The 14,851-nt window shown below is 45.8% G+C and carries 11 protein-coding genes and 3 pseudogenes; 7 read left to right on the top strand and 7 right to left on the bottom strand.

Annotated features, from left to right (window positions below):
- Positions 1–30: 30 nt before the first annotated feature.
- The 3 genes from RGU70_RS13330 to RGU70_RS13320 form a co-directional block, all read right to left on the bottom strand.
- Positions 31–1,893 (bottom strand): DEAD/DEAH box helicase family protein, encoded by a 1,863-nt coding sequence (locus RGU70_RS13330; protein ID WP_322209887.1) that lies wholly within the window; start codon positions 1,891–1,893, stop codon positions 31–33.
- A gap of 65 nt (positions 1,894–1,958) precedes the next feature.
- On the bottom strand, positions 1,959–3,950 hold the full coding sequence (locus RGU70_RS13325; protein WP_322209885.1) for a DEAD/DEAH box helicase family protein: 1,992 nt from the start codon (positions 3,948–3,950) through the stop codon (positions 1,959–1,961).
- A 220-nt stretch (positions 3,951–4,170) separates the two neighbouring features.
- Entirely contained in the window at positions 4,171–5,316 is a 1,146-nt protein-coding gene (locus RGU70_RS13320; RefSeq protein WP_322209884.1) for an IS30 family transposase, read from the bottom strand.
- Positions 5,317–5,541: 225 nt separating this feature from the next.
- Here RGU70_RS13320 and RGU70_RS13315 point away from each other — a divergent pair.
- The 4 genes and pseudogenes from RGU70_RS13315 to RGU70_RS13300 all read left to right on the top strand — a co-directional run bounded on the left by RGU70_RS13315 (position 5,542) and on the right by RGU70_RS13300 (position 9,045).
- A protein-coding gene (locus RGU70_RS13315) for an IS3 family transposase (protein WP_416186522.1) occupies positions 5,542–6,671 on the top strand; the annotation gives its coding sequence in 2 pieces (ribosomal slippage) (positions 5,542–5,803 and positions 5,803–6,671; 1,131 coding nt in all).
- Positions 6,672–6,684: 13 nt separating this feature from the next.
- Positions 6,685–6,861 (top strand): annotated as a pseudogene (locus tag RGU70_RS13310) (tyrosine-type recombinase/integrase); the annotation flags it as partial.
- 689 nt (positions 6,862–7,550) lie between these two features.
- On the top strand, positions 7,551–8,009 hold the full coding sequence (locus tag RGU70_RS13305; RefSeq protein WP_322209882.1) for a hypothetical protein: 459 nt from the start codon (positions 7,551–7,553) through the stop codon (positions 8,007–8,009).
- Complete coding sequence (locus RGU70_RS13300) at positions 8,002–9,045, top strand: serine/threonine-protein kinase (protein WP_322209880.1); 1,044 nt, start codon at positions 8,002–8,004, stop codon at positions 9,043–9,045. Before RGU70_RS13305 ends, RGU70_RS13300 begins: the two co-directional genes overlap by 8 nt.
- A gap of 243 nt (positions 9,046–9,288) precedes the next feature.
- On the opposite strand, the gene RGU70_RS13295 is transcribed toward RGU70_RS13300, so the two are convergent.
- Together RGU70_RS13295 and RGU70_RS13290 are read right to left on the bottom strand one after the other, a co-directional pair.
- Positions 9,289–9,594, bottom strand: a complete 306-nt coding sequence (locus tag RGU70_RS13295) for a hypothetical protein (RefSeq protein ID WP_322209879.1) — start codon at positions 9,592–9,594, stop codon at positions 9,289–9,291.
- Positions 9,595–9,857: 263 nt separating this feature from the next.
- Entirely contained in the window at positions 9,858–10,520 is a 663-nt protein-coding gene (locus RGU70_RS13290) for a helix-turn-helix domain-containing protein (RefSeq protein ID WP_322209878.1), read from the bottom strand.
- A 470-nt stretch (positions 10,521–10,990) separates the two neighbouring features.
- Between RGU70_RS13290 and RGU70_RS13285 the strand changes: the two genes are divergently transcribed.
- Both RGU70_RS13285 and RGU70_RS13280 read left to right on the top strand, forming a co-directional pair.
- Positions 10,991–11,533 carry a hypothetical protein gene (locus RGU70_RS13285; protein WP_322209876.1) on the top strand — a complete coding sequence of 181 codons (543 nt, stop codon included), beginning with the start codon at positions 10,991–10,993 and terminating at the stop codon, positions 11,531–11,533.
- 252 nt (positions 11,534–11,785) lie between these two features.
- Positions 11,786–12,490 (top strand): hypothetical protein, encoded by a 705-nt coding sequence (locus tag RGU70_RS13280; RefSeq protein ID WP_322209875.1) that lies wholly within the window; start codon positions 11,786–11,788, stop codon positions 12,488–12,490.
- A gap of 453 nt (positions 12,491–12,943) precedes the next feature.
- On the opposite strand, the pseudogene RGU70_RS13275 reads toward RGU70_RS13280, so the two are convergent.
- Positions 12,944–13,183 (bottom strand): annotated as a pseudogene (locus RGU70_RS13275) (tyrosine-type recombinase/integrase); the annotation flags it as partial.
- A gap of 38 nt (positions 13,184–13,221) precedes the next feature.
- Between RGU70_RS13275 and RGU70_RS13270 the strand changes: the two are divergent.
- Positions 13,222–13,359: pseudogene (locus RGU70_RS13270) on the top strand (IS3 family transposase); the annotation flags it as partial.
- A 56-nt stretch (positions 13,360–13,415) separates the two neighbouring features.
- Here the strand turns inward: RGU70_RS13270 and RGU70_RS13265 are convergent.
- Entirely contained in the window at positions 13,416–14,513 is a 1,098-nt protein-coding gene (locus tag RGU70_RS13265) for a DUF4268 domain-containing protein (protein ID WP_322209874.1), read from the bottom strand.
- Between the last annotated feature and the right edge of the window lie 338 nt (positions 14,514–14,851).

Raw genomic sequence — 14,851 nt, 5'->3', positions numbered from 1 at the left:
TGAATATTTCTCTTGTTTGAATTTACGCGGTTACGAATTGAACACTGAACGGTGTTTGATTCGGCTCTGTTCTAGGGTTTCCGCTTTTTTGTCCGTAGTTGTTTGGTCAAACTCACCACGTTTAAATAACACGATTACCGTGTTATCTCGCTCGGTATTTAGTGCATCACACATCTCGTGCACATCCTCAAGGCTCATTTTTCGCTTAAATTGTTCAAGTTGGCTCGAGGTGTTGTAAATGCTAAAGATACTCGCAGCGATGCGTTTGTCTTTCGTTGCTTCGCCACCACCGGGGTTCACAATTTCATTGAATGCTATGGCGTCGCCGTTTTTCAAACGTGTAATGAAATCGAGTGTTCGAGGTTTTGCAGCATGATTACTGAGATTAAAATTATCATAACTAACTCCATTGACCCATTGGGCTTTAATCCAATTTTGATGCTCGCCTCTGAGTGCTCGTTTGGCTTTTACATAGGGTGCACCGTCTTTTAAGTATTCTTGACGAATGAGCGCAATAGCTTCAAGAAAATCTGTATCTTGTGTTATCTCACTGAAATTTGGATTCGCTTCTTCAAGCTTGGCAGACACCACGCAATATTGGGCGGTTTGATAAGTCAGGCTGTCATCGATTTTTCTGCTAATCACGGTTGCTGGCTCGGGTCGCACTTCGGTGCCGCGATCAAAACCCGCAATATCATATTGCTGGCAAATTCGTTCAAATAGCTGTTGGAGGCCATCAAAGTTATCGCTATTGTCGCTGGACTCTAAGTGGTTTAACAGTTCGCTGTAGGCGCTGATCGCATCAAGATTGGTGTAATGTTTGGCATGAATGTTGTGGTGGTAACCGCAAGCGCGTCCAATATTAGCCTGGACAACGGCGGCGATATTGGCAATGGTACTATCCCACGTCGCGATTAATAGCTCTTTCATTTCCTGTCCGAAATTAATCCCGGCGCGAAATCCTGCAACGGTAATGGCAATTATTTTTTCATCAAAAAGTTTTGCCGTTTCAAATTCTTTTTTGAAATCTTCCAGATTTGTTAGGTCGGCTTCGTCCGTATCACTCAGACTTTGACCGAGAATGAAAATTTGATCCTCCTTGATTCCTTTTTGCAGCAGAATTTTTTTTGCTTCTTGCGCTGAACTCCCTGGCACACGTATGAGTGCCCAACCTGCGCCTGTGTGGTTTTGAAATTGCTCTATAAAGTTGCGGCGCATTAAAGAATCGTCGCAGAAATTTCGTTGTGATCGATCCAATTTTACTACTTGGTGCGCGCTGTGCATTTGACGAATGCCATGGTATTCAGTACTTGCCTTGTGAAAGACCAGGTGCGTATGAAAACTGTGTCGCAAGATAGAGTCGCTGCCTGCCGCATATAAGGCACTGAAGGGGGTTGCTGAAATAAATACGACTTGCCCGCTGGTGTTGTCTAGCTCTAAATAATCGAACACTTTACCGTAGCGCACGCCATCGGAAGAAGAACCATAGTGACACTCATCAATAATAATAAGTTTGGGTGCGTGATGTTTAAAGTCTATCGCCAGGGTTCGCTGAAAGTGATTGAAGTTACTGACCACGACATTGGGTGCTAGTAACAGATCTTGTTTGGCTTGTGAAAGCAGCGCTGTATCGGCCATGGTAACGAGATACAGCGTATCTTTAAGCTGCTTGCGGTCACTAATGGCTAGATCTGAAAGTGATAGACGTCTTAAGCAGGCCAGAGCCAATGCGACACCAGATTTTCCTGACTGCATTTCGGCCGCAACAACGACTGCTCTGGCATTGTTATTCAGTGCAGACAGCGCTTTTCGGGCGGCTATCTGTTGATGCTCAAAGGTTGACTCGAAAATAGTTTGAATATAGCTACGGTGCTTTTCAGCAGTTGCGGACATTGTATTATCCAATAGATGCGGGGCACCGTGTTGGCTCCCTAAGTCATGAATGACGTAGCAAAAGTTCAGTAAATAAGATCAGGAACTCCACTAAACTGACTTTGATCATTGATAGTGGTTTCTAAATCTGGACCTTCGTTAGCGGCTATTTTTCGCAGCGTTGCCGCCTCGTCTATCGAACCGCGCTTGTAGAGGATAACTAAGGTGTTGTCATACGGAACGTCCATTAACTTGCAGATTTGCTGCATGTCTGTTGCTGTCATGACTTTTTTAGGCACATCACGACGAGATAAGTTATATACACTGAATATGGTGGCGGTCACTTCTTTGTTGGCAGACAATTCACCACTACCAGGCATTACCACTTGATTATATTCAAGAGGCTTTTTATTTTTTAGCGCGTTGGTGAAAAGTATCGTTCGCTCTTTCATTGTCCCCATTTTGAGAGCTTTTTCTTTGTTGTCGTAGGTATCTCCATTAACCCATTGGGCTTTAATCCAGTTCTTTTTTTTGCCGCGCATTGAACGATGGCCTTTGGCTTTAGGCCCATAATCTTGAAGAAATTCCTCCCGAATAATTGATATGGCATCTAAAAATTTAGTATCAGCGGTATATTGTTGATAATCAGGTATGCCTACTGCTAATTGTGCGGGAATTGCAACAAAACTTTCTGCCTCGTATGTTTCAACATCGCCGATAGGTTTACGTTTTTTACTATTTACTGCCAACCCTACATCTAAACCTTGTACACGGTATTCTGAGCACAGCTCTTCAAAGAACTCTCTGAGTCCTACAAAATCAGATGCGGCATGTTCGTTGGTGGTTTTCTCTAGGTGATCAAGTGATGCGCCATAGGCTGCAGCCGCATCAATATTGGTGAAGTGAATAGGCTCTTTATTTTGATGATATCCACAGGCACGGCCAATGTTTGCTTGAACTACAGCGGCGACGCTGGCCACCGTGCTGTCCCATGTGGAAATAAGGCTATCTTTCATTCTGCCAAAATTTATGCCGGCACGACAACCTGCTACGGTTATAGCAATAAATTTTTCACCGAACATTGCGGCATCACCGTACTCTTTTTTGAAGCGCTCGATGGTTGTTTGCTCATCTTCCGGAACGCCTTGAAGCGAGCGGCCAATAATAAAGATATTATCTTCCGATACACCTTCGTTCCGAAAAAAATCCTTAGCGGCCATGGCGGTACCAGCGGGTACGCGTACTAAAGACCAACCAGGACCTTCTGCATTATTAAAATGTTGAATGAACTCTTGCCGCTCACTGGATTCGACTAAAAAGCTGCGGCTTTTGTGCGGGAGTGACTTCACTTTTCCTGCTTTAAGCATTTCACGAACACCAAAATATTCATCACTCGTGCGATGGAATACTAATTTAGTGCCAAAAGAGCGTCGAATAATGGAGCTATTGATTAGCTCATCTGCTTTGGTTCTAGCTTCCTTAGCACGGGCCTGATCGCCATCTGCCAGTGCCTCTTCTTCAGCTTCAATGGTTTGTTCGTAAGCTTCCTCGGCGGCATATAACGCACCGAAAGGCGTGGCTGATATAAAGATAATTTTGCAACTATTGTGATCTTCCAAATAGTCGAAGATTTTGTTATAGCGAATGGCGGTAATATTTGATCCGTAGTGGCACTCATCAATAATAATGAGTTTTGGTGGGTTGTTTTTAAATTCATTTTCAAGATCGGCTTCAAAGCGATTAAAGTTGCTGACCACCATATTTTTTGCTGCACCCAAGTCGCTTTTTGCCTGATCTAAAAGTGCGGTGTCCACCATCGTGAGCAAGTAAAGTGTGTCACGCAACTTGTGTCGATCGCATATATCTTCATCAGGCAGACTCAAACGTTGCTCGCAGCTTAGCGCTAGAGAAATTCCAGATTTTCCCGCTTGCATCTCAGCCGCCAGAACTACAGCGCGCGTCTTTGCATCAAAAGCATCAAAAGTTTTTTTGGCTGCAGTACGCTGATGGTCGTGAAGTTCGGAACTATTTAGCGTTTCTAAAGTGGATTGACGTAGCGTCGCTGCTCTCTGATTCATGAAGTGAGTGTTCCTTTATTTGGGAATATTGCAGGACAATAAATAAAAATGAATATCTATAAAGAAACAAAATGTATGTCAATATGATAAGCCAAATTGTCAATTATCGCTGTGAAATTAGGTTAATTTAGATAATAATTATTAACAATTTTGTAGATTTTGAAACGGGCCGAAGCTGGTAAGGTAATCCCCCCATTTTTAAGCAGGCGGATTCAAGCGGTCACTGCAACGCGTTATTAAAAATTTCCGCCGGCGTTCTAAACCCGAGAGTTTTTCGTGGTCGGGCATTGAGCTCTGCTGCTATGTCATCTAATTCGTGTTGGGAATATTTGGCCAGTCCGCTTCCTTTTGGGAAATATTGCCTCAACAGACCATTGGTATTTTCATTAGTGCCCCGTTGCCATGGACTACGAGGATCGCAAAAATAAACTTCCATATCTGTTGCGATAGTAAATTGTTTATGTGCTGAAAGCTCTTGTCCGCGATCCCAAGTTAAACTTTTGCAGATCTGATAGGGAAGTTTTTTCATCTGCTCCGTCAGTGAGTGCACCACACTTGGTGCTGTGCGGCCTTCACACTTACACAAGACGGTAAATCTAGACTGACGCTCAACTACGGTGGCTATGGCGCTGTTATTGGCACCGATAATCAGATCGCCCTCCCAGTGCCCAGGGATTGCTCGGTCTTCGATTTCAACGGGACGATCTCTGATCGAGATAGTATCCAAAATTTGCCCTCTACTACCGGCCTTATGATTTTTGGCATGGCGAAACATCCGTTTCGTTCTTAAATGTTTTTTCAGCTCTTCCCGAAATAAGGCCCGTGTCTGAATAAACAAAGACTTGTATATCGTTTCATGGGACACATACATCTCCTTGCTCGTGTCGGTCTGCCTGGTCTTTAGCCATCCAGCGATTTGCTCTGGAGACCAGTTTGAGGCGAGCCTTTCCTCTACAAGACATCTTAGGGCCGGACGTTCTGCCAGTAAGAATGATTTTGGTCGCTTCGCTCGTTTAAGAAAAGCTTGTTCAGCAATACTGGCACGATATTTAACGACGCCACCGTTCCGGGATATTTCCCTGGAAATTGTCGATGGTGAACGATTAAGTTCTCTGGCAATACTGCGAATACTGCACTCTTTGGCTAGTGCCCTAGAAATGTCTTCGCGCTCTTCAAGAGTAAGGCAAGTCGCTCGACGCTGCCTCTTTCGTGGCGTGATGCCACCGTGATAGAGCAGGTAGGAGTATATGGTTGCCGCTGGCTTCTCAATGTCCCTGGCTATTTCGCTCATCGGATATCCTTGTTGCCACATTCGCCAGATGATGGCTTTGCGATCATCGGTCATTGCTCCGTAAATACTTGGCATCGCACACCTCATCGATTTTAATTTATGATGAAAATCAGGTGTTGCAGTGACCGCTTGAATCCGCCCAAAGTAAAAGTAGAGGCTAAGCCGCGAGGGCTAATTTCTGCTTTGGGGTGATGCCACCGAGCGCCATATTCGGACGTTCGTGATTGTAGGTCCAGTTGACCTTCCCCCGTAAAAGTATCCCAATGTAAAGTTAGTGACTGTGCTGATGGAGAGCTAGTCATGAAGAAATCGAGATTTACGGAAGAACAGATAATTGGCGTCTTGAAGGAAGCCGACGCCGGAATGAATGTGGCAGATTTATGCCGTAAGCACGGCATATCAGACGTCACGTTTTACAACTGGCGTAGCAAGTTTGGTGGCATGGAAGTCTCGGAGGCCCGGCGTTTAAAGGCTTTGGAAGAAGAGAATCAGAAGCTCAAACGCCTAGTTGCAGAGCAAGCGCTGGATATCCTCGTATTGAAAGACGTCCTGCAAAAAAAGTAGCGCTGCCCGCGCAGCGCAAAGAAATCGTGCAGCAAGTCATCGCGCAATACGACTTCTCTGAGCGGCGGGCATGCAACTTAATTGGATTGAATCGGCGTACCTATCGAAGGTCAGCACCTGTAGAGCAGGACGCTCCTGTTCGCCAGAGGATGCGCGAACTGGCACAGGAGCGCCCGCGATTTGGATCTCCGCGTTTGCACGTCATGTTGCGTCGGGAAGGCTTGGTCATCAACCATAAGCGTACCGAGCGTCTCTATCGTGAAGAAGACTTGTCGTTGCGAGGCAGGCGTCGTAAGAAGCGACCAAGTCACTTGCGCGTTGTGCTGCCGATGCCACAAGGGCCAGATCAGCGTTGGGCCATGGACTTCGTCGCTGATGCCCTGAGCAACGGCCGGAGAATGCGCATGCTGACGGTCATTGACGTATGGAATCGGGAATGCGTAAAAATCGAAGTTGATCACTCACTAACAGGCGCTCGGGTGGCACGTGTGCTGGAGCAGTTGCGTCAAAATGGACGTTGCCCTAATGTCATTCAGGTAGACAATGGCCCGGAGTTTATTAGCAAAGCGCTGGATGCCTGGCCACACCAGTGCGGCGTGAAGCTACAATTCATCCGACCTGGCAAGCCCGTCGAAAATGCCTATATCGAGAGCTTCAATGGTCGATTACGTGAAGAATGTTTAAATCAGCATGCGTTTCGTAGCTTGCAAGAGGCCCGCGAGCGCATCGAAATATGGCGAACCGATTACAACTCGGTTCGTCCACATAGCGCCCTCGGGCAAATGGCGCCGGACCAATTCCGGCAATTGCATCACACTGAAAACAGCCAGATTGCTAATTTACGATTGGTGCACTCGGCGGGGTAAGGTCATCCTTTCCAAAATAGAAATTAAGGATCTGCGCTGGCATGATTTGCGACACGAAGCGGCATCTCGCTTTTTTGAGAAAGGGTTGCACCCGATGGAAGTTGCGAGCATTACTGGGCATAAAAGCATGCAAATGCTAAAAAGGTACACGCACCTTAAGCCTGAAAGTCTTTTGGAGAAATTGGGGTGATTGCGAATACCCGTACAGCTTTCCGAGCGCGTATTTGATTCGCTCCTAGACGTAAATCCGAGCCGTCATCTGGACATCGATACTATTGACTCGACGGCTGGCAGCGACCTCGATTTGGACCCGCATGTATTCTCTATATATATTCATCCCTACTTTTGAGGTTTGCTTATCGATTTGATTTAGAGGGGGAGAGAGATGAAAGAAGGGGCGTTTTGGACAAAAACGTACCGAAATGCCGCCACAAAGCCTATCCTGCCCTCTTATCTACCTCACGTGATTTTTATTTCGTGTCTGATACTTTTTAGGTGCACACACGTACATTTTCAATACTAGAAGCGTACACAAAGCGTACATTTTCAATACAAAATAAGTACATGAAATTGCTATTTTCGATTTGGGCGCTGAATGGAAGAGGAATGGCCCTATTGGATAAGACACTTTAGGTTGTTTTCGCCAATGAGATATCCATACTTGCAAATTGCTCATTTGATAATAATCGTAATTGAAACTAGCGCGGGTGTGGCATTTATGGCCTAGTTAAATTTTGCCATTCATTTATGCTGTTTATAAATACAGTGTTTATTTTTTGGTGATGCATCTTATATCTATAGTTTCTGCTACATTCTCACCATAAACGAGCGATGTAATTGTAGGACTGTCGCCTAAAAAATCAAATAGGTAGAGGGAAAATGAGAACCATAGGTCTTCGTGCTACGCCCAGTGTGCTCACATTTGTAGTCTATGAGTCCGACGACAATTCAATTTTGAATGTTGAAGACATCAAAATACCATTAGCTTTTTCAATGCCTGACGCGCTGAAGTATATTCGAAACAATGTTCTCGATATTTTGCGTGAATACGAAATTTCGCGAGCTGGCATCAGAATTACCGAATCAAACTCGCAAACGCTGAAAATTGAGCGAATTCAGATTGAAGGTGTGCTTCAAGAGGCGTTTGCGAGCAGTAATATTCAGAACTATTTTGTAGGTCAGATATCTTCTATTTCAGCCCGACTTGGAATACCTCGAGCAGATTTCAAGTTCTACGCCGAAGGCATGAAAGCTTGGGAGATAGATGGTTGGAATATGCTGACAACAGTCAATCAGCGAGAAGCCTTGTTCTGTGCGGTCGGAGCGAGCCGTGCATAAAATACCCTATAACAGAGCGGAGCTAGAATTCGAATTGCGAGCAGAGATTGGCGCTGATGGAAAGAACTCTCGTACCCACGTAGCATATGACCCTCAGCTCAATGCCGAGATAGTTATTAAGCAGATTGCAAAGTCGACGCTGGAGTCAGTCGACACGTATTTTGATGAGTCACGTCATTTGTATTTGAGTAGCCATTCGAACGTAGTTCAGATTCACTACGCCTGTCTCGATAAAGACTGTATATATATCGCGATGCCTTATTATCGACGTGGATCATTGAAGCAGCTAATCGATAGGAGGTTTCTGACTGTGCGTGAGATTGTGGTTTTTGGCTGCCAGATCATTAGTGGTTTGCACAATATTCATTCGAAAGGTCTTGTTCATTTCGACATTAAACCTGACAACGTCCTTTTGTCGGAGCGCGGAGAAGCCCTGGTTTCTGATTTTGGTTTGGCTCGGAAATTGTCACAAGCGGGCATTGCTGAACAAGATCGTTTCTACGCGAAAAATCTGCCGCCGGAATCGTTCGGTAAATATGAACACACACGTTCATTTGATGTCTATCAACTGGGTCTGACGATTTATCGAATGTGTAACGGCGATAAGATGTTTTATCAGCAGTTCGAAAAGTACGGTGATCAAGCGAACTTTAAACGTGACGAATTCAGGTTTGATGTTCGAAATGGTCGTTTCCCTGATCGAAGTGCGTTCAAAGAGCATATTCCTCAAAGGCTGCGAACCGTTGTCACTAAGTGTCTGGAACCAGATCCGAATGAGCGCTACGGTTCAGTTATTGAGATCGCCAACGATTTAGCAATGATCAATGAGAAATTTGATTGGGAATATACCCCCGATGGCGATGGTCACACGTGGACGCTTGAAAGCGATGGTCGGCAAATTAAGCTGATAGTGGATGCAGATATGAACTCTTCGGCTTTGAAGACTATCAATGGGTGTACAACTAAAATCACTGGTTATTGTCAAAAAAATATATCCGTGCGCGACATCAAGAAATTTTTGAAGGAAACGTCATGAACGCGAAAGTCAGAAAGGAAACTGCAAAATACCTTACGAGAGCAATGTTGGGGAGCGGCGGGCGAAAGTGCGTCGTAGAAACTACATCTAGTGAAAAAAATAAGGAGCAATTGAGTCGATATCAACATGCAAAAATCGACGACAATTGGTATATCGAATTTGCGCCTAGAAAAAATAAATGCTGATATTGCATGCCGCCTTCGTATTTTCGCGCCCGCGAAAATTAAGTTTTTTTATTTTGCGTTAATCGTCCTCTACGTAGCTCCGGCACTCGGCAATCAAATGAGAAAAAATCTCAGCGTCCGAACGCGATTCAATTATTTTTTGCACGTCAGCGATTTGCTCACGGCGAGGAATCAGCTCGTTAGGACTTTCCCACATCCATCCATTTAAATATTCGTCCAGCTCGTCCACCGAAAGCGTCTCCACTTCCTGGCGTGTCGGAATATACGTGCCTGAACGCAATATTCCGCTATTGCCGTGAGATTTAATGGCTGCCAGGAAGTCATTTTCCGTAAATCCAAATCGTTCATTTGCATTGAAACTCATATTTTCCTTAAAAAATCGGTTGCGCCAAGATTTTCAGGTATTGCTTGCATCTTAATTCGCTAGGTTCAGATGCCGTAGCGATGGGCTCGCTTGCAGTGCATATTTCTAAGTAAGAATTATTATCCACACGCCCATTGTACGAATTTCTCTTCTCTTTAAATATAAAATCTATATCGTTAGGGGTTCTGTCTGAAACCTATTAACCGCGAATTGGTGTTCATCAGGAACCTATGTGAATAACTTAGGTGCCTCTCAGACACGTATTACACAGAGCTGTGTACAACTTGCTCAGTTTTTTCCTGCTGAAGTTTGGCGTGGAGAGACATTAAAACATCGCGCATTTCCTTGGGGAGACATTCCACGTCTTGAGCATTGAATACGACGGCATTTCCGCTTGCATGCGTCACATTGACCTGTAGCCTGTCTATACGGACAATTCTAGATCCCGAAAAATCACCAGATACCAAAACATTTTTTAGATCAGCAGCAGCCGCCTGCACGGTAGACGGAAGGTAGTCCCAAGTTGCTACTGCTGTCGGTCGGCCGTCACCGTCTTGAATACTTACTTTTTCTCGTAATTTGTATTCATTGTGTCGCCCCCTGCGCGTCTTGGTGATGTACCCGAACTTTTCTAAAGTTCTTAATTCTCGTATCACCTGGCTTCGGCTTATTCCAGACTCTCTCACTACAGTCTCGATCGCAGGAAAAGATCGGCCAGTCTTGAAATTTGCATGTGATTTGATGACCAAATAGACCGTGACCGCATAAGCCCCCATGCGAGCTATGTCGCCAGTCTCAATCATTGAACGCAGCACGTGAAACCACGTTGTATCTGCTTGGAATAATTCGCGCTGACTATGAATTGGTTGATCCGTCACAGTTTTGACATCAGAAATTCCAGTAATTGTTAATCGGTTTGAGTTCATATACGGCTTCATATGCCAACTTCGGAAGAAAGGCGCGGCCGGCCCACTTTGGTTGTTTTATTTACTTGCATATGTTCGCCACCAGACGATCGCGTAACGGCGAGTTCATCTAACCAACGCCGAATGTCCGAAACGAACCAGCACGATCGCCGCTTTCCGGGAAACGCAGTCTTAGGAAGTTCGCCGCGATACGCCATTTGAGAAATAGCTCCTTCTGTAGTGCTAAGAAGGATGGCCAATTCAGCGCGTGTGACTATGGCTTGCGGTGCCATTCTCGCGAATGCTTGCCGAAAATCGGCTTCTATTTTTGCCATTTGAAATCACCAATAATTTGCAGTTAACATAGCTACAGCCTAAAATCATCCAACGATTTTGAAAACGGCCAGTTTTTGATTGGCGGGATAATAAAAATGAATGTGGGTGAAAATAAAGGGCGTAGGCTGCGACCAGCCTTAACGCGTTTCGCTGCGATGCTGATTGAAGAGTCGCGCGATATAACAGGGTTAACTTTCGCTCAATTAGACGAAAAACTGGATCTTCCAGACGGTCAGTCGTATCGATATTCACTTTACCCAATTGAGAATAAAACACGAGCTCCGCAAGCAAATCAAATACAAGAGTTGGAATATCGCGTCGCAAAACTCCTGAAGCGCGCTGCGCATATCGTAGTCGTGGAGAACAACGGAAAAATTGCGAATGAGAGTGAAGATTTTTCTCAGCAAGATATTGTGGAGGGAAAACCAGGCGATGGACTTAACTTGCGACAGCTAGACGGTATTGAGCTTCAACTTGGTTATGACGGAGATTGGCCAACGTATCGTCGTCTGAAATCAGATGGCGTTTTGTTTTATGGCGGCGGTGTAAGTATCCGTGACCTTGTTAAGCGGGGCGTCCACAGCGAATGGCCGGAAATGCTTCGTCTTTATGCTTGGCAGTGGGGGGGTACTTTGGGATCAAGGAATCCCTTGGCTGTCACGGGAGATGTACGACATTCCGTTAAACACACCGATTGAGTCGTTTTTGCCTACTTTGACGAAAAAAGCTGAGCGGTGCCGAGCGTTACTTCTCTCAACTTAATGAATTCTCAAAGTGAACGCATTATTTGTCGAGCGCATTTTGAATTTGTGCGCCAATGTTACCGAGCTGGCTGCCAAGCGTTCGGTTCAAAGTCGCCGGCCCGCCGAACCGGGGCGATGACTGCAATTAAAATGTCCACCATCGGCGGCGGACACTCACATACGCGCCACATAGAAAGATAGAAGCTCATGCTAGATCTCGGCTCTACCGACTTTAACCTGGCTATTCAAAGCGTCAACGCTCCAAGGCTTAAATCTCTATCAAGCGAGTTGTTTGACGAGTGGGAGACATACGTCGATCAGCATTTGGCTTTACCCGATTACTCTTTATTCCTTCAAATTGAAGAAGGATCAATTAATGGCTGGGGCAAGATCAAGTCGACTGCTGGGGTCTTCCTCGTTGGCATATCTGCCTACGGTGGTTTGATGTCGGGGATTGACGCTATCAGTAAACAGGTGAGCGACACAGGGAAATTCTTAGCCGAGCATGCTCAAAGCACATTCTCTTGTCCAGACGATAAAACAACCGTTAGAAAAAAGGGCGGCGTGCCAACCTCGCTTCAAAGGCTCTTCGTTCGGGTGCAGAAGGGAGAGCTGACACCTGAAGAGGCATCGATTCTAGCAAATGCAATATTAGGTGATGAAGCCGCCGAAGTTCCTGGCCTCTTTGACGTTTTAGCAAACGCTTTTCGTACTTGTCCGCGCCATCATCAACAAGTGCATCTGCCATTTGGTGAATTGGTCGAGATGCCGCAGATGGAAACGATGGACAGTAGGCTACCGAAGGCACCGAGGCGCCTTACCCCGGACTTTCCGCCTCCACTGCACTACAGAGTCGAAGTTTGGCGAGATTCAAAAAGAAAAAGAAAACAGACAAAGATGACGAAAGTATGATTTGCGCGCGTCAAAACCCATTTGGCCCTCAAAGCATCGGCTGATTTGTTTGCGCGCAACTCAACAACGTCGAACGTCCGCTTCGGGTCGAAAGCTGATTGACTGCTGTCGCCAAGAGCGGACGTTCAATTAATGGATCATTCTGTAAGTCGTTGAGTCGGCAAATTTGATGCGCGAACCCCCGCAATGTCGGTGCGAATAAGCAATTCCATATCGAAACGCTCCTAGTTATCGCACCAATACTGCCGGAAATTTGCCGGAAAGGGGTGGTCATTTCACGTGATGTGGAAAGAGTGTGAGTGACGGAATCTCTTGTTAAATCAGGTGATTAGCTGTAATGTAATCCTCGCTTGGTTTGACTGTTAATCCGCAGGTCCCTGGTTCGAGTCCAGGTCGGGGAGCCACAGAATATAAAGCCTCAATCGAAAGATTGGGGCTTTTTTCTTTTTGGGCTTACGAATCACATTGTGCCGTCTTTATGCCGCTAAGTAGATTTCCTACAATAGCCGCGTGCTTCGCCATTTGGGCTGTGGCCAAGTACGCATACCGCAGCACCATTTCTGAAGACTTCCAGCCTCCCATTTCCTGAACGTCATACAAAGGCGTACCGTTCTGTACCAGCCAGCTTGCCCAGGTATGCCGGAGATCGTGCCAGCGGAAGTTCTCAATGCCGACACGTTTTAAGGTACTACGTCAGGCTCTGGTGTTTACTCGTTCAACTGGCTTGCCCGACGGCACAACAAGCGTACCGGGACATCAGTCATTATTTGATGCAACGATATAACTGGATACGGGCACATTAGTTCAATGACGGACTCGCGCCGGCAGTGGCCGAAGAAAAACTTAACGCAGTGTCCGGGATTACTTGACCACTACAAACCGCATCCATTTGACGATGCTTTACTGCCTGATCAAGTCGGAACTACTACATGTTCACTGAGTTGATAAACGGTCGGAATGAATTTTCAAGCCTCACCATTGCGTCAACCATGTTGTGTTGCATGTTTTTCCATTCGCTCCTATCGGCCTTCCAACCACCCTGAAGCTCAAACTTGACTCTGCGCGCTCTCCTACCTGGTAAATCTTCCCAGATGAGCCCTTCACCGAATTCGGTACTGATTGCATCCGCATTGTTTTCCAAGTATTTGAACCTGCTACTATTGATTTCTTCATCGGGGCTATCGATGTATAGCTCCACCTGAGCATCATCACGACGAATTACATAATTTAGAGAGATACCGGCTTTACCGGTTGATCCGCCAATCCAGTGATACTTACCTGGTCTGCGGGTGGCATGAAGCTGAGTCTTGGACTTGGCATAGGTTAGCAGCCCCTCCCAGAAATGGTAACGGATATCGTACCTTTCCACCTTTTGAACCCTTTCGGCTGATTCCTTTGCACGGATCTGAGTCTGGAAGTCAGCAGCTTCAGGCAATGGAATGATTTGCTGAACATCTAATAGGATCTTGTCCTCAAGCCGATATGGCTTCAATTTAATGCAACGGATGTCTAAATCATGGTCATTGAGCCACAAGACCGCCATAGTAATTTCTTTGGAGAAACTCGGGGAGGCTAGGATAATACGAACCTCATTGCCAAACGTGTCCTCATCTGACTCTTCTAAGTGGAGAAATGCGCAGATTTCGGCTTCTGCGGTTTCTGTAGGTCTGAGTTCCTTAATCAGATAAGCAATATGGGCATCTACAAGCTGTTTAAAGGTCATGGTTGACAGCATGGCAGCATAACGGATGGCTTGAAGCTCCATATGTCCACCATCATTGGTTCGCTTGATTTCTACTACTACCAGGTTGCCTACTCTATCCAGACAGAGCAAATCGATCCTTCTGAGGCTGTCAATCCAGTCACCATACTCTTCAGAGATAACCATCAAATCTGGGGCCAATACCGCGATGTTGTTCTTCAAGTGGCGTTGAAGGTCTTTGCGCTCGTAAATGCCTTCAATATCAAAACTTGTTTCACTGAGCGCAGTGAGATTGTCTTGTGTCATTTCAAAAATAGCCATATAGCCTTCAATTTTGTGTTGTTGTTGATTTCTGCTATTTACGCATGTTTGAAAATATCGCACTACTACATTTTCCTTGATTATCCCAATCGGAACAATCGGAACAATCGAAATACTGCACAAGTGATCGCCCTATGACTGCCCTAAGTTTGGCCGGTCAGACTTGGAACAAGAACAGCCAGCCCTGCAGGAAAGGCAGTCAATGCCGGTTTCAAACGAGGCATCATTCGTGCGTTCATTCGCGTATCGTGGGCCATTGTGTTTTTCCTGCCGTTACGCATGTGCGCCAATCAAGCTGGCCAAGCAATGGCCAAACTGCTGAACGCCTCGGACTCCCT

Source organism: Herbaspirillum sp. RTI4 (assembly GCF_034313965.1).
Classification (GTDB): domain Bacteria; phylum Pseudomonadota; class Gammaproteobacteria; order Burkholderiales; family Burkholderiaceae_D; genus Herbaspirillum.
The sequence above is the reverse complement of the archived record's forward strand: the minus strand, read 5'-3'. Positions and strand labels throughout refer to the sequence as shown.

Excerpts from the sequence above, each read along its gene's own strand:
- RGU70_RS13320 (WP_322209884.1), bottom strand. The coding sequence starts at position 5,316 with ATGCCAAGTATTTACGGAGCAATGACCGATGATCGCAAAGCCATCATC.
- RGU70_RS13305 (WP_322209882.1), top strand. The coding sequence starts at position 7,551 with ATGAGAACCATAGGTCTTCGTGCTACGCCCAGTGTGCTCACATTTGTA.
- RGU70_RS13325 (WP_322209885.1), bottom strand. The coding sequence starts at position 3,950 with ATGAATCAGAGAGCAGCGACGCTACGTCAATCCACTTTAGAAACGCTA.
- RGU70_RS13265 (WP_322209874.1), bottom strand. The coding sequence starts at position 14,513 with ATGGCTATTTTTGAAATGACACAAGACAATCTCACTGCGCTCAGTGAA.
- RGU70_RS13295 (WP_322209879.1), bottom strand. The coding sequence starts at position 9,594 with ATGAGTTTCAATGCAAATGAACGATTTGGATTTACGGAAAATGACTTC.
- RGU70_RS13280 (WP_322209875.1), top strand. The coding sequence starts at position 11,786 with ATGCTAGATCTCGGCTCTACCGACTTTAACCTGGCTATTCAAAGCGTC.
- RGU70_RS13285 (WP_322209876.1), top strand. The coding sequence starts at position 10,991 with ATGCTGATTGAAGAGTCGCGCGATATAACAGGGTTAACTTTCGCTCAA.
- RGU70_RS13330 (WP_322209887.1), bottom strand. The coding sequence starts at position 1,893 with ATGTCCGCAACTGCTGAAAAGCACCGTAGCTATATTCAAACTATTTTC.
- RGU70_RS13290 (WP_322209878.1), bottom strand. The coding sequence starts at position 10,520 with ATGAACTCAAACCGATTAACAATTACTGGAATTTCTGATGTCAAAACT.